This is a genomic window from Aliirhizobium smilacinae, from assembly GCF_006335145.1.
Taxonomy (GTDB): Bacteria; Pseudomonadota; Alphaproteobacteria; order Rhizobiales; family Rhizobiaceae; genus Neorhizobium; species Neorhizobium smilacinae.
Window position 1 is genome coordinate 297,140 of sequence record NZ_VDMN01000002.1, and the last position, 14,462, is coordinate 311,601.

The 14,462-nt window shown below is 59.6% G+C and carries 11 protein-coding genes; 2 read left to right on the plus strand and 9 right to left on the minus strand.

Annotated elements, in window-relative coordinates; genetic code table 11:
* Nucleotides 1-8: 8 nt before the first annotated feature.
* The 3 genes from FHP24_RS12270 to bglB are packed head-to-tail and all read right to left on the minus strand — an operon-like array spanning nucleotide 9 to nucleotide 4,431.
* On the minus strand, nucleotides 9-2,489 hold the full coding sequence (locus FHP24_RS12270) for a hypothetical protein (RefSeq protein ID WP_139676483.1): 2,481 nt from the start codon (nucleotides 2,487-2,489) through the stop codon (nucleotides 9-11).
* 14 nt (nucleotides 2,490-2,503) lie between these two features.
* Complete coding sequence (kduI, locus tag FHP24_RS12275; RefSeq protein WP_139676484.1) at nucleotides 2,504-3,340, minus strand: 5-dehydro-4-deoxy-D-glucuronate isomerase; 837 nt, start codon at nucleotides 3,338-3,340, stop codon at nucleotides 2,504-2,506.
* Nucleotides 3,337-4,431, minus strand: coding sequence for a beta-galactosidase BglB (bglB, locus tag FHP24_RS12280; RefSeq protein WP_139676485.1), 1,095 nt, complete (start codon nucleotides 4,429-4,431; stop codon nucleotides 3,337-3,339). Before bglB ends, kduI begins: the two co-directional genes overlap by 4 nt.
* A gap of 141 nt (nucleotides 4,432-4,572) precedes the next feature.
* On the opposite strand from bglB, the gene FHP24_RS12285 reads away from it, so the two are divergent.
* Nucleotides 4,573-5,643: a LacI family DNA-binding transcriptional regulator gene (locus tag FHP24_RS12285; protein WP_180355982.1), complete on the plus strand. Its 1,071-nt coding sequence runs from the start codon at nucleotides 4,573-4,575 to the stop codon at nucleotides 5,641-5,643.
* A gap of 5 nt (nucleotides 5,644-5,648) precedes the next feature.
* Here the strand turns inward: FHP24_RS12285 and FHP24_RS12290 are convergent, their stop codons facing one another.
* From FHP24_RS12290 to FHP24_RS12315, 6 genes are read right to left on the minus strand one after another with little or no spacing between them, the layout of a single operon-like run.
* Nucleotides 5,649-6,701: an ABC transporter ATP-binding protein gene (locus tag FHP24_RS12290; RefSeq protein WP_139676486.1), complete on the minus strand. Its 1,053-nt coding sequence runs from the start codon at nucleotides 6,699-6,701 to the stop codon at nucleotides 5,649-5,651.
* 16 nt (nucleotides 6,702-6,717) lie between these two features.
* The gene (locus FHP24_RS12295) at nucleotides 6,718-7,560 is read right to left on the minus strand and encodes a carbohydrate ABC transporter permease (protein WP_139676487.1); all 843 of its coding nucleotides are present in this window, start codon (nucleotides 7,558-7,560) and stop codon (nucleotides 6,718-6,720) included.
* Nucleotides 7,550-8,482, minus strand: coding sequence for a carbohydrate ABC transporter permease (locus FHP24_RS12300; protein ID WP_139676488.1), 933 nt, complete (start codon nucleotides 8,480-8,482; stop codon nucleotides 7,550-7,552). The genes FHP24_RS12295 and FHP24_RS12300 overlap by 11 nt, the downstream gene beginning before the upstream one ends.
* Before the next feature lie 12 nt (nucleotides 8,483-8,494).
* Nucleotides 8,495-9,766, minus strand: a complete 1,272-nt coding sequence (locus FHP24_RS12305) for an ABC transporter substrate-binding protein (RefSeq protein ID WP_139676489.1) — start codon at nucleotides 9,764-9,766, stop codon at nucleotides 8,495-8,497.
* Nucleotides 9,767-9,802: 36 nt separating this feature from the next.
* Nucleotides 9,803-11,413, minus strand: a complete 1,611-nt coding sequence (locus FHP24_RS12310; RefSeq protein WP_210237827.1) for an FAD-dependent oxidoreductase — start codon at nucleotides 11,411-11,413, stop codon at nucleotides 9,803-9,805.
* Between the two features lie 4 nt (nucleotides 11,414-11,417).
* Entirely contained in the window at nucleotides 11,418-12,476 is a 1,059-nt protein-coding gene (locus FHP24_RS12315; protein ID WP_139676490.1) for a LacI family DNA-binding transcriptional regulator, read from the minus strand.
* 496 nt (nucleotides 12,477-12,972) lie between these two features.
* Between FHP24_RS12315 and FHP24_RS12320 the strand changes: the two genes are divergently transcribed.
* Complete coding sequence (locus FHP24_RS12320) at nucleotides 12,973-14,454, plus strand: DUF4153 domain-containing protein (protein ID WP_246091720.1); 1,482 nt, start codon at nucleotides 12,973-12,975, stop codon at nucleotides 14,452-14,454.
* Nucleotides 14,455-14,462 lie beyond the last annotated feature (8 nt).

The following is a 14,462-nucleotide window of genomic DNA, read 5'->3' on the forward strand; positions in this document are numbered from 1 at the left end:
AAACACATTCAGGCCCGAAGCATCATTGCTTCACCCTTGACACTATAGTCTGCCCGCGAAATCACGCGGCCTTCCGCTTCCACGGCGCCATCGGCCCGGAACCGCACGCTACCATATTCAGGGTCTTCGACAACGATCGTGCTATCCGCTTCATGTTCGGCCGAAAGGTCGCCGAAACGGTCCTCCACGGAAGTCAGGTCGCCGGCTTCGCATACCCGCACGATCCAGCGGGTTTTCTGGCCGTATTGCCGCAATTCTGCACCGGCAGAGGGCCCCTCATCCGTTGCGTGGAGATCGGAGCCTGCCTGTAGCAACACCGCTCCTTGCCCCGAGCGGGCGATTGCCAGACGACCCGAAACGCGGCTTTCGTCGAACTCGGCCTTCGGAAACCAGGCATGGGTAAAGTCGGGCTGTTCCTCGTAAGTGGTGAATTCCAGAACGGCGAGGCCGCGATATTGCTGCACCCGCGGAATGGTACCGCAACCGCCCCAATAGGATGGCCGTCCATACCCAAACTGGATGGTTTCGCCCGGATGGTTGATCCAGATCGCCGCTTCTGGCTTATCTCCGATGCGCAGGTGAAGAACGGTCTCCTGATATCCCCACTCATCCCAGCGGTAATGCGCGGTCGAGCCCATGGCGAAATTTCTGCTCTTGTAGTGATAAAGCGCCGCAAAGGCATTTTCGCCCTGGGCAAACCGCCATTCCTGATGCTCCGCACCCTGATGATCGGCAATCGCTGCAAACTCAGCCGGGATCACCAGACCATGATCGCGCAAGCACACTGCCATCTGCGGCAGGCAGTGCACGCGGCGGCCGTAAAAACCCTTGCCCCAGAGCAAGCGGGCGACGGCCGAAAGCTCCAGAGAACGGCCCGCGCACAGCGTATGTTCGTAGGAACGCCCCTGTGCCGCCGTGACCATGCCGTGATGTGCCGAGCGGGCAATGATTTCGGCAAGCCGAACGATGCCGGCCTTGGCACGCTCGGCGATGTCCCTGTCCGGCGAAAGCGCCGCCAGCGCCGTCAGACCCTTCAGATCGATCGGGAAATACGGCGCCGAGTTGAACTCTGCCATTTCCCAATGTTCGAAATGGTCGAGCCAGGCCCGCACCCGCTCCGCGCCGACCTTCGCCTGCTCAAGGCCCTTGCGGCCAGAACGGACGAAGGTGGCTTCGGGGAGAAGATGACCGGCGAGATAGGCCGAGGTGTGAAACAGCAGCGCGTGGTTTTCGGAAAAATACCACTGCACGTCATTGCCGGGTTCATCCATCCAGTAGCGGTAGTTGAGGATGGCGGCATCGATGCGGTCGCGGGTCTTCTGATTGATATCGGCGCCCCACGTCGTGCGCGACCAGATCAGCGGCACCAGCGAAAAATCGGCGCAGTCGTGGCAATCCTCGATCGACGGCAGGATCTCCTCGATCATCGCATCGGTGTCAGGCCCACCGCGATCACTGGCCAGCCGCGCAAAAGCGCGAACCGTGTCACGCTCCGAATATTCGGACACTTCCGCAAGTGTCTCGGTGATGCGCTCTGCCAGTGCCGTGGATGCCTGCCCCTGTCGCGCTGCGTGGCAGATTTCGACGCCAACCGAACGCGAGGCGACGAAACCTCCGGCATTCAGTGTCACCCTGAGGTGGCGAAAATCAGCAGGCGCCTTTTCCGATGGACCGACATTCAGACTGGCAACACCTGCGGCCAGATCGAAATCATAGTCGAAGCGCTCGCGCGACATGAAATCGCCTTCGATGGCGACATTGACCTGCGCCTCCACCGGCAGCGCCTGTGCAAACTGCACGGTGATATCACCGCCGAAATAATGCTGGCGGTCGAGATGCATGCCGTCGAGCGCCGCTTCCAGGCTTTCGGCCACGTTACCTGCCACCGGAACCGGCAGAGCAACGCTTGCCGAAGGGCCGGAAAGATAATCGAACTGGTAGAAATAACGGGCGTCACGCTCGGCCAGATCATCGAAGAACAGCACGATCTCGTTGAGGCCCGCCGTCAGCTCCAGCTCGAACTCCTGCTTGGCTTCCAGATTGCGGCTATAGGGCGCCATCCAGCCGATTTCGCTGCCGTTTAGCCAGAGAACCGCACCGCCGCACGTGCCAAGCCGGATTTTTGCAATGCCCGCGGTCTCGGCCTCGATATAGGTCCGTGTCCATGTCGCAAGCCGGGTCGGACGGAACCAGAAACCGGAGAGATCGAGCCGCGGTGAGCCGAATGGCAGCCACCAGCGGGCCGCTTCGAATTCGCCGCGCACATCCGGCCGCTTGCCGCGATAGGTTTCGGCAAAGATCGTGCGGCAGGGATATTCGTGCGGAATGAAATTCTTCACCTTGGTGAGGAAGAAGAATGGGTCCATTTCGCCCTTCATCGGCGCATCTGGCACATCAAACCGCTCTTCGTTCACCCGGCCAAGCTGCCAATAGCGCACGGCCTCGCCCGGCTTCAACGTCTTTCGCATATAGTTCGCTTCGGGATTCATGATGCCGTTCCGCATTATCTGAGTTGGCTGAGGGCCACCGGGGCCACGTCGTTATATTCCTGGTTTTCGCCGGTCATTCCCCAGACGAAAGCGTAGGCATCAGTGCCTGCCCCCATATGGATCGACCAAGCCGGCGACAGCACCGCATCGAGATCCTTGACCAGCAGATGCCGGGTTTCTTCCGGCCGTCCCATCAGGTGAATGACGCGCTCTTCCGGGGCGAGATCGAAATAACAATAAGCCTCCATGCGCCGCTCATGCAGGTGCGGCGGCATGGTGTTCCAGACACTGCCTTCGGCCAGATCGGTAATGCCCATCAGCAGCAGGCAGGACGGCGCCACCTGCGGGTGGATGTACATCCGCAAGTTCCGCTTGTTGGAGCGTCTTGCTTCTCCAAGATCAAGCGGCTTGGATTCGGCCTGCTTGATCAGCCGGTGCGGGATATCGGCACCGGCCGGCACCGAATTCATGTAGAAGCGTGCCGGCGTATCGGCGATTTCGCTGACGACGGAAATCTCTTTCGCGCCACGGCCAATGTAGAGAATGTCACGGTTTTCCAGCTTGAAAACCTCACCATCGACGGTGATCGTGCCCTTGCCCCCGAGATTGGCGACACCCATCTCGCGCGCAGACAGCAGGAACGGCGTGCCGATCTCTTCGCCCGAACCGAACGTCAGCGCCGTCGTGCCCGGCACAGCTCCGCCGAGGATCAGCCGATCGACATGGGTATAGGTAAAACTCACCACACCGGGCTGAAACAGATCCTCGACCAGAAATTCCTTACGCAGCCGTGCCGTATCGAAAGTCTTGATGTCATCCGGGCCAGCGCCATACAGAACCTTCATCGTCATGGAACCTCTCCTTCGACATGCTGAAGCGCCTCGGACAGGCAGAGGATCGCCAGCGCCTGACCGTAACCGGTCGGCTGGATCGGAATGTCGCGATAGAACTGCAGGTCATGGCCCATGCGGGTGCCGTAGGACACGTTCAGCACGGTGCCGCTGTCATCGATATTGGCAAGCAATACCTCGACCGCACGAAAACCGGCCGCCCGCCATTCGGGGGTGCCGAGACCAAGACGATAGGCTTTGAGGAGACCATAACCAAAGCCGGCCGTGGCCGAGATTTCCTCGTAGGAGGTCGGGTCATCAAGCAGGGTTCTCCATGCGCCGGAGGCCGTCTGCAATTCGAGAAGCGCATCGACCTGTGCCACCAGCACGCCGGTCAGAAAATCCTTTACCGGTGCCGGAATGTCGGCAAGGTCGAAAAGATCCAGCAAACCGGCGGTGATCCAGGCATTGCCGCGTGCCCAGCGTGCCTCGGCAAAATTGTGGTGCCCCTGAAAGGTCCAGCCATGGAACCAAAGGCCCGTCTTTTTGTCGGCAAGGTAGCGGGTATGGACGAGGAACTGCCTTGTGGCTTCATCCACCAATTCGGTGCGGCCGCTTGCCTGCCCATAAGAGGCCAGGAACAGCGCCACCATATAAAGCGTGTCGTCCCAGAGCTCGTCGTCATTGACCTTGTCGGAGACGTGATGCGCAAAGGCAGCTTCTGGTGTGCGGCCCATTTCAGCCACGGCGCGGTCGGCCCAGGCGTCTAGAACAGGCTGCCAGCGTGGATTGCGGGTTTCGCGCCACAGAACGGAAAGCCCCAGCATCGGTGCAGTCGTGTTGACGTTGAGCTTTGGCAGGCCGGCTTCGATGCGGGCGGCGTACCAGTTCTCGATCAGCGCCTTCAGGTCATCGCGGCCGGTGAACAGCCAGAGGCGGATAAGGCCATAAAGGCCGACACCCTGCGGCCATTCCCAGCTTTCGAAGGAAATATAGTCGCCGGCCGTGCCATCAAGATTGGGTTCGTGAAAGCGACCATCATCCCGCAGGCCGGTCATGCCAACCACGAGCAGATCAAGCTTCTCACGGATTTGCCGGGCAGAAAGGCCCATCCTCTTGTCCTCCTTCCGCTCTCTTTCGAAAGCGGTCCTCCTATCCGCTTCTCCCGAGCGGTGAGACGATGTAAACATCGGAATTGCGATTGCGCAATCTGAAAATTTTTTGCAGTCTGATTGCCAAGGCTGGAGGAAACCATGACAAGCCCCGCAATCGTGAACAAGAAAGGCAAGAAGAGCCGACGTGTCCGGCTTGAGGATATTGCCGAAAAAGTCGGGGTTTCGCTGAGCACGGTCTCGCGCGCGTTGACCGGCGAAAAAGGCGTCCGCGCGGATATTCGCCAGCGTATTCTTGAAGCGGCAAAAGATGCCAATTATCCGATGCCTGCACCCGTTCCTGGCAAGAAGATCGTGATTGCCGCCTCAAGTGCGGCGATGATCGATTATATTCGCAACCAGTTCACCCTGCATGTTCTGGAGGGTGCTCGCGACCGTGCCCATGCGCTTGGCCTCGATATCATCACCCGGCCGATTGCCGATGCCAGCGACGAACGTTCCGTTCTCGATGAAGCGGACGGTGATCCTGACGTGACGGGCCTGCTGTTCCTGACTGTAGACGACGAGCGCATGCTGGCGGCGACCCGATCTTTCGACAAGCCGGTGGTGCTGATCAATGGCGACGATCCGCATATGCGGCTTTCCAGCGTCACACCCTGCAATCGCTCGGCGGCGCAGCTTGCCACAGATATGCTGCTTGATCTCGGCCACCGCCGCATCCTGTTCCTGATGCGTCCCGGCCGCAGAACCATCGAGCGCCGGCAGGAAGGTTTTTGGGATGCCTTGCGCCATCGTGGTATCGCTCCCACACCGGACATGACCGTCGCCGTCGACGACTGGCTACCGGAACTGGCAAGCCAAGCGATCGCCGAACGCATTGCCAACAACGGTCTCGATTTCACCGCCATTCTGACTGCCGGCGACAGCCTTGCGGCCGGCGCGATGATGGCCGTGCAGCAAGCGGGTTACAGCGTACCGGAAGACGTATCCGTGATGGGGATGGACGACTTGCCACAGGCATCCTTCCTCAACCCGCCGCTCACCACCGTGCACATCCCGATGCGCGAGATCGGCATGACTGCGGTCGATCTGCTACGGGATCTCTGTTCCGGCGCACCGGCACTGCCACGCAGACTCGAACTTGCCTGCCATGTGGTGAACCGCCAATCGGTTACCGGACCAAATCTCCGAAAGGCGCGGATATTGACTTGATGGTTTCAGTTCAGCCGGATTCCACGCTCCTCGGAAAATAAGTGAACTGCCTCGACATTCGGCAGAACATGTATCGTGTCGCCGGGAGCGCCATTTATTCTCTCGCGAAAAACGCCCGTGGTTTTGGTCTCCCCTAACTTCATCGTCACCTGGGTTTCGGAACCCATCGGCTCAACGAGCACGATCTCAACCGGTACGCCATTTTCGTCGAGGGAAAAATGTTCAGGACGAATGCCATATATTGCAGACTGGCCCGCAAGCGGCATTGCTGCAGCGGGTAGCGGCAGGGTGATACCCGGCGCTGCGAAACCTTGGCCGGTGATCGTCCCTTTGATGAAATTCATTGAGGGCGAGCCGATGAACCCGGCGACGAACTGATTGGCCGGCCGGTCGTAAAGATCGAGTGGCGCGCCGATCTGTTCGACCTTGCCGCCGGAAAGGACGACGATCCTGTCCGCCATCGTCATTGCTTCCACCTGGTCGTGGGTGACGTAGATGGTCGTCGTCTTCAGTTTCTGATGCAGCGCCTTGATCTCGCCGCGCATGACGACGCGCAGCTTGGCATCGAGGTTGGAAAGTGGTTCGTCGAATAGAAAGACCTGCGGATTGCGCACGATGGCACGGCCCATGGCAACGCGCTGGCGCTGGCCGCCGGAAAGCTGGCGCGGATAACGATCGAGAAGATCGGTCAGGCCCAGAATGCCGGCCGCCCAATTCACCCGCTCGGCGATCTCGGTCTTTGCCGCGCCGCGATGCTCCAGCGAAAACCCCATATTGGTGGCAACAGTCATATGGGGATAGAGCGCATAGGACTGGAACACCATGGCGATGTCGCGGTCTTTCGGATCGAGGTCGTTGACCATTCTGTCGCCGATCTTCAGCATACCGCCGGTGATCGTTTCCAGACCGGCGATCATTCTCAGAAGTGTGGACTTGCCACAGCCGGATGGCCCGACCAGCACGACGAATTCACCGTCCCTGATGTCGAGGTCGACACCGTGAATGGTTTTCACGGCGCCATAACTTTTACGGATGTCGGAAAGGGTGACGTCTGCCATGATCTGATCCGGTTGTTCAGCCCTTGAGGCCGGTATGGGCGAGGCCTTCGACGAATTGCTTCTGCGCAATGATGAAGACGATGAGGACGGGCAGCGCCGTCAGTGTGGCCGCGGCGAGCTGGATGTTCCACATCGGCCCGCCATAGGCGTCGGTATATTGGGTAAGCGCCTGCGGCAGGGTGAACATATCGGCGCTGGAAAGAAACACGATCGGCTCAAGGAACAGGTTCCAGGAATGCAGGAAGGTGAAGATAGCCACCGATGCCAGTGCAGGCTTTGCCAGCGGCAGGGCGATTTTGGTGAAGATCTTGAAGCGTCCGAGACCATCGACGCGAGCTGCCTCTTCCAGTTCGGCCGGAAGCGTCACGAAGAACTGCCGCATGACGAAAGTGGCGAACACGCTTGGCGCGCCGAAGATCGGCACGAGGATCAGCGGCCAGTGGGTGTTGACCATGCCGGCTTTCAGAAACATCTGGAACAGCGGCACGATCGTCACTTCGGACGGGATCAGCAGGCCGAGCAGCACGATCATGAAAACCGCATTCGCATAGGGAAATCTGATCCGGGCGAAGGCGTACCCCGCCATGGACGAGATGATCATCGTGCCGACGGTCACCACCGCTGCGATATAGGCGGAATTCCAGTATTGCCGGACGAAGGGCTGCAGTTCGAAAACCTTCGAATAGGTCGTCCAGTCGTAGTTTTGCGGCACGAGCTGCGGCGGGAAGGCGAAGATATCGCTGATCGGCTTGATAGACGACGTCACCATCCACCAGGTCGGGAAGACGAAGGGAATGAGCAAGACGCACATCAGCCCGTAAAGCCCCACTTTCGCACGGGGGGAAATGTCAGCTCTCATAAAAGACAATCCTCTTGCGCATCTGCCACTGGGCGAATGTCAGGATGGCGACGATGGCAAACAGCAGGATGGACAGCGTCGAGCCATAACCGAAGAAGTGAAACTGGAACGCCTGCTGGTAGAGGTAGTAGACCAGCACCGTCGTCGAGAGGCCTGGCCCACCCTGGGTCAGCACGGCGATCTGGGCAAAAACCTGCAGCGACCCGACGATGGTGATGATCGAGGTCAGCAAAATGGTCGGGCTGATCAGCGGCAGGGTGATACGGCGGAACTGCTTGAAGGCCGGCGCGCCATCGATCCGCGCCGCTTCGTAGAGTTCCTTCGGCACGCCCTGTAGGGCGGCCAGGAACAGGATCATGTTCAAACCGACATTTTTGAACACCTGCACGACGATGACCGAGATCATCGCGGTCGTCTCTTCCCTGAGCCAGTTCGGACCTTCGATGCCGAACGTCAGAAGCATGCCGTTGATACCGCCGTTTTTCTGCAGAAGAAAACCCCAGACGATCGTCCAGGCGACCAGCGAGACGACGACCGGCGAAAAGAACAGGGTTCTGAAGATCGCGATGCCGGCGAGTCTCTGGTTGAGCAGCACGGCCAGAAGAAGCGCCAGCGACAGGTTGAAGATCACCAGCCCGGCGGAAAAGATCGCAGTCGCGCCCAGCACTTCGAGAAGGCTCTCGTCCTCCATCAGCATCCGGTAATTCTGCGCACCGGTATAGGTGAAGGTGTTGGCGAGCACGTTCCACTCATGCAGCGAATACCAGAAGACCAGCCCGAGCGGGATCAGCACGAACACGACGATCCCGATCAGTTGCGGCGCGATGAAGAGGAAGCCGGCGAGGCTGTCGCGCCGCGCGATCGTCCAGAACGGCGATGAGGAGCGACCTTCCGGATGGGCGTTTTCCTGCGCGACAGCCATGAACAACCTCCTTCAGCGCTTCAGCAAGGGGCCGATCTGGCCGCAGATCTTCTGGAGAGTCGCCGGCACGTCCGCTTCCGGCCGCCAGACGGCGTCGAGATTGGAGCGTACCATCTGCTGGATCTGTGCAAAGCCGGTATGGCCAGGCATGACCTTGCCGGTGGCGATGCCTGAAATCACGACCTTTTCGATCTGTTCCTGGGTGAGCAGGGGATTGGTCTTTTTCAGAATATCGGCATTCAGCAGCGACTTGCGCGCAGATGGAAAGAACTGGCTGAGCTTGGCCGAATTTTCCGGATTGGTCATGTAAGCGACGAAATCGGCGGCCGTTTCGGCATTCTTGCCAGACTGCATGACGCCGATACCCGCCTGGCCGATCAGCGCGTATTCTCCCGCTGATCCCTTCGGCAGCGGCACGAGATCCCAGCTGAACGGCTTTTCCTTCGGCAACAGCGAGGCGCGGCTAATCTGGGTGATCGTCATCGCCGCATTGCCGGCGAAGAAATCCACTGTCTCGCCAGGGCCGGGAATCGCCTTCTTGGTGAACACGGCATCATGAATGAAGGCCAGCGCATCCGCCATCGGCTTGTCGGCCATGGTGCAAGTCTTGCCGTCCGCGCTCCAGGGCGAGGCGCCCCAGCCGTTCCACACCGAGGTTAGATATTGCCATGCCTGATAGTTGAAGTCGCGCACCACCAGTCCGCCCTTGCCGGATTTGGCAACGGCAGCGGCGGTTGCGATCGCGTTGTCCCACGTCCAGTCTCCGGCAGCGATCATTTCGGCCGGTGTTTTCGCGCCCGCGGCCTTTATCAGGTCGTTGTTGACGAAGACTGCGAATGGCGACGTCGAGAACGGATAGGCGTAGAGCTTGCCGTCTTCCGTCCAGCGTTCGGTGGCGCCGGCGCTGACCTCGTCGAGATTGTAGCCTTCTGCCGCCTTCAATGTGTCGGTCAGCGGATAAAGCGCACCGGACTTGACGAAATCATAGGCCGAGGTCTCGAAGATCCACGCCATGTCGGGCGCGTTTCCACCAGCGATCTGGGTCGTCAGCGCCGTCGTATAGGTCTCGAAAGGCAACGACTCATAGGTGACGGAAACGTTCGGATGATCCTTCTTGAAGCCTGACGCGATCTCGTTGAACAGCTTCAGATGCGCCTCGTTAGCGCTCCAGATGGTCATCCGCAGATTGACCGCGTCCTGTGCCAAGGCAGTTCCACCGAGCGCGAACGTTCCAAGGATTGCCAGCGCGCAGGCAGTTGTTTTCAAAGTCCTTTGATAAAGCATTCCCAGTCCTCCTCCAAAGATGGGTTCGATCAACAATCAGTAGGCGGCGATCTCCGGCCAGCGGATTTCGATACCTTCGCGGGTCAAGGCCGCCTGGAATTCTGCTAGATGGCTGTCAGCCTCCTGCACCTGATGCGGCGTCAGCCCCTTCTCCAGGCACCAGGCCGCCAGCATGCCGGCCACCTCGCCGATATTCCATTCGACCGGGTGCAGGCGGTAACAACCGTTGGTGATATGCGTCGTGCCGATATTCTTGCCTGCAGGAATAAGGTTCTTCATCCGCTGCGGCAGCAACGCACCGAGCGGAATCTCGAACGGGCAGGACGGCACGTCGACATAGTTGTCGCCGCCGGTCGAAGGATGCAGGTCGATGCGGTACATGCCGATGCCGATGCTGTCGCGATACCGCATCGCGCCCTTTTCACCGCGCACGGTAAAGGACAGGTCCTGTTCGACGATCCGCGTCACCGGCTTGATCCGCCGGCCCTCGCGGATATAGGGCGCCATGGCAAGGCCATGTTCGGTGCCAGTGATATCACCACGCAGACGCAGGCCGCTGTAACCCTGGCCGCCGTCGAGACGCGGCGCTTCCGTCTGCAGCCAGTAGAAGACCGAATAGGAAAGGTCGGCCGCCGATTTCAGGTGCCGCGCCTTTTCCTCTTCCGAGACGTCGACGATGGTGCCGTCCATATAGTCGATCATCGGCCAGTTCACGAGGCAGATGTCGGACTGATAGAAACCCGGCGCAAAGTTCTTGCGTGCGGCGATACGACGGAAGATCCAGAGGTTTTCGTCGCCGCCGCCCTTGCGCTGGTCGGCATCGACGAGAAGCGGATCATCATCCGGGTTCGGCGTGAACGACCGGGTCGTGTGTTCCAGCGTGCGCGGATGCGGCGCCGTCAGGCCGAGCAGCGGACCACCCCAGAAATGCGGCTGGTACTTGCGCCAATAGTCGTAGTTTTCCGGCTTGTCGATCGTCTGGTCGCCGTCGACATGATCGATCGCAAAGCAGATCGACACCGCCTGCACATTGTCGGGCTGGACCTGTGCCGGCGCGCTCGGTTCGCCCGTGTCGGACTGCGCCTCAAAGCCTTTCGCGTATTCCGTACCCGTCATCGGCAGAAGATCGCCGAGTTCGGTCGCGTCAAGAACGTAGTCGGCGGAAATGACGATCTCGGCATCCGTATCGCGGTGGCGGACCGTGATCGAGCGAACCGTGTCGCCTTCGACATCCGCCGCAACCGGCCGGTAGGGTTTCAGCACCGTCAGACGGCCGGCACCGATATAAGGCATCAGCATGCTTTCCATCACCGCCAGGCTGACGCGTGGTTCGGCGCAGATGCGGCTCACCCAGCCGCCGCCGGGATTGAGGTCACCCCAGGCGCGGGCGCCTTCGGTCAACGGATAGTGGTCGCGGTAATATTGCCGGACACCGCTGCGCAGTTTGCGATAGGACCGCGTAATACCGAACTGCTCGACCCAGGTATGCTCGTCGGAGGGAACCGCCTGACTGGTCAGCTGTCCGCCGATCCAGTCGAATTCCTCCGTCATGATGACGCGCTTGCCGGCGCGTGCCGCGCCCAATGCTGCTGCCACGCCACCGAGCCCGCCGCCCACGACAAGAATATCTGCTTGCAACTCTTTCACGTCATCACATCCGTTTTTTGATTGATGTCTGCGCCCGGCCTGCCACGGCAGGTCCGAGCGTCTCGCCTTCTACGGGCTGGCAGGTGAGCAGGATCTGGCTGCCGGCACCGCCGGTCTCGATACGGTTGACCAGCATCGCTGTTGCCTGCCGCCCCATCTCTTCACGTGGGATTTCGTAGGACGTGAACCGCACCGGGCTTCGTGCCGCGCGGATATGGCTTCCGAGCACGACCATCGAAAAATCCTGCGGCACGACAAGGCCGCGCTCCCGGGCACGTGCCTCCACCCGAACGGCATCCGCCAGTTCGATGAAGAAAGCAGCGGTGACGCCACGTGCCTCTATCGCGTCAATGATTTCGTCCGCCGGCCGATTGACGGCGTCGACATGCAGAGTGAGTTCGGCCATCGTTCCGAGCTCCGAGGCAAAACCATGCCAGCGATCGGCAACGGATTCCGCCGGGCCATCAGGCCCGATATAGGCAAGTCTCGAATGCCCGAGCGCGATTGCTTGCTCGACCAGCCGTCGCGTGCCCGCCGCGTAGTCGCCGCCGACGTAAGGAACGGGTCCGCCTGCGTCCTCACGTCGGCCGATCGCCACGAACGGGTAATCCTCCGCCACCAGTCGGACCAGCTCCTTGCGGTCGAATTCTCGCCCGAGCACGAGGCAGCCATCGGCGATCCTCAGCCGGTTGCCTTCGGAAAAGATCTTGCGATTATCGCCAACCCCGGCGCTGGTCAGAAGCAGGAGGTCGTAATTCTGTTGCTGCGCCTCTTCCTCGATCCCGAGCAGGAAGGGCGTGAAGAAATCTGCCTGTTCGCTTGGGAATGCCGGTTCGTAGGTGAAGACGCCGAGGATACGGTTGAGACCCTTGGCCATGCGTCGGGCGATCGGATCGGCCACATAACCGGTCGTACGGATGACGGCCTGAACCCGCTCGCGGGTTTCCGCAGGAATACGCGCGATTGCGGTCGGCGCGCCGTTCAGAACGAGCGATACCGTTGCCTGGCTAACACCGGCCAGCTTCGCAATATCGTTCTGGGTTAATCGCCTGTGACCTCTCACGTAATGTCCTCCCAAACATCCGTAATTCTGCTAATACGTATTAGCTGCTAATGCGCATTAGCACTGGTTAGCCGCTGCAAGTCAATAGGAAATTGGAGCCGCAGCGAGAAAGTCGCCCGGTGATGAAAACCCGGCGAGATGTTGGACAACTTGTCATCGGCATAGAAGTCGATGCGCGATACGGCCTGGACTGCATCAGACAGGAGGTCGCGATGCCGAGGCCCCACGCCCTGAGTTGCATTTTCACCTCCGGCTCAGAATCCTGAATAGCTCCTCATGGTCTGCACATAATCTGCAAACGTCGCGGGCATCCTGCCGGTATGAAAAAACACCTCATCCCCAACCGCTCCGCCCTTCCCCGCCTCCCCTATCGTCTACTCACCGAGAACTGGTGGCTGGACGAAGATTTTCGCCCCGATGATGACGCACCTCCGCCCACGTGCCGTCGCGAGATCAAAGACCTGTCACGCCTGCGCGAGGTTTCAAGATGCAACTGATGAATGCTGAGTGGCTCGTGATGGGTCGTTCCTTCCACGTCAAACGGCGCGCAACCGTTTTTATTGCGATGATCGCTCTCACGGATTTTCTGATCTTCAAGCAGGCTCCCGGCTTTAATCTTTTCCTCCTTTCAATCTCGCTCGCCGCTGCCGTTCTGCTTACAGCACGCAAACGACCAAGCCCGACCGTCGCTGCTCTCTATCTCGGCCTGTCTGCCCTTGCAGTAGCGCCACTGCTGGAAGCGCCGTCGGTGAGCGGCTTCATTCTCTCCATGATGGCCATCATCCTTATCGCCCTTAGAAGCGCTCGACTTCTGCCGAAAACACCGAGTGCAATTCCGTTGACGCTCCTACGTTTCATGCCGGTGATATTGATAAGGCTGCCGGAAACCTGCCGCTTTTATCTACGCTCACATTCAGGCCGAACGATCTTCGGAACAGTGCTGAAATCGCTGACTGGCTGGATGCTTCCGCTGGCGATGGGAGTGGTCTTCTTGCTGCTGTTCAGCGCGGCCAATCCGTTGATCGAAATGGGCCTGCACAACATCGATCTCCGGTTCATGCTGAACTTTCTCGATATCGGCAGGTTCGCATTCTGGCTGGTAGCCGCAACATTCATCTGGGCGGTGATGCGTCCGCGCCTGCTGCGCAAATGCAGGCGCTCCTCGATAAATGTTAAGACAGATAACCCGGCAAGCCGTTTCCTCGATCATACGGCGCTGGTTCGCTGCCTGTTGATATTTAACCTGCTTTTCGCGCTGCAGACCCTGCTCGACCTGATGTATCTCTGGTGTGGCGCGGAACTTCCTTCAGGAATGAGCCACGCTGAATATGTTCATCGTGGCGCCTATCCTTTGGTGGCAACGGCATTGCTTGCCGCAGCGTTCGTACTGATTGCGATGCGCCGGGGCGGACCGGGAGATACAAGCCGGCTGATCCGAACCCTCGTCATCGCATGGATCCTGCAGAACGTCATGCTCTGCCTCTCCTCCATCCTCCGCCTCGATCTTTATGTCGAAACCTACTCGCTGACGGGACTGCGATTTGCCGCCGGCATCTGGATGGGTCTGGTCGCCACTGGCCTGGTCTTCATCCTGCTGCAGATTGCATCGCGCCGATCCAACGAATGGCTGATCTCGATGAACCTCGTTACCCTGGCAACGGTTCTCTATCTTGGAGCATTCTTCGATTCTTCAGGCTTCATCGCGCGTTTCAATGTCGAAAACAGTATGGAAGTCGGCCAACAGGGGCCGCCACTCGATATCCAATACCTCGCCTCGCTTGGCCCCTCAGCCATTCCAGCCATCGATCTTTATCTGTCGGCCACTTCCGATGACAACGACAAACGGCGCTTTGCGAGTTTCGCACGGCAACGCCTGGCCGCCAGGTTCGAGGCGCGCTCGCAGGATTGGCGCAGCTGGAGCTATCGGGCGCATAGAATGGAGAACTATCTGCGGTCCGCCGCTTTGATTGAAAGATGAACGGCGAT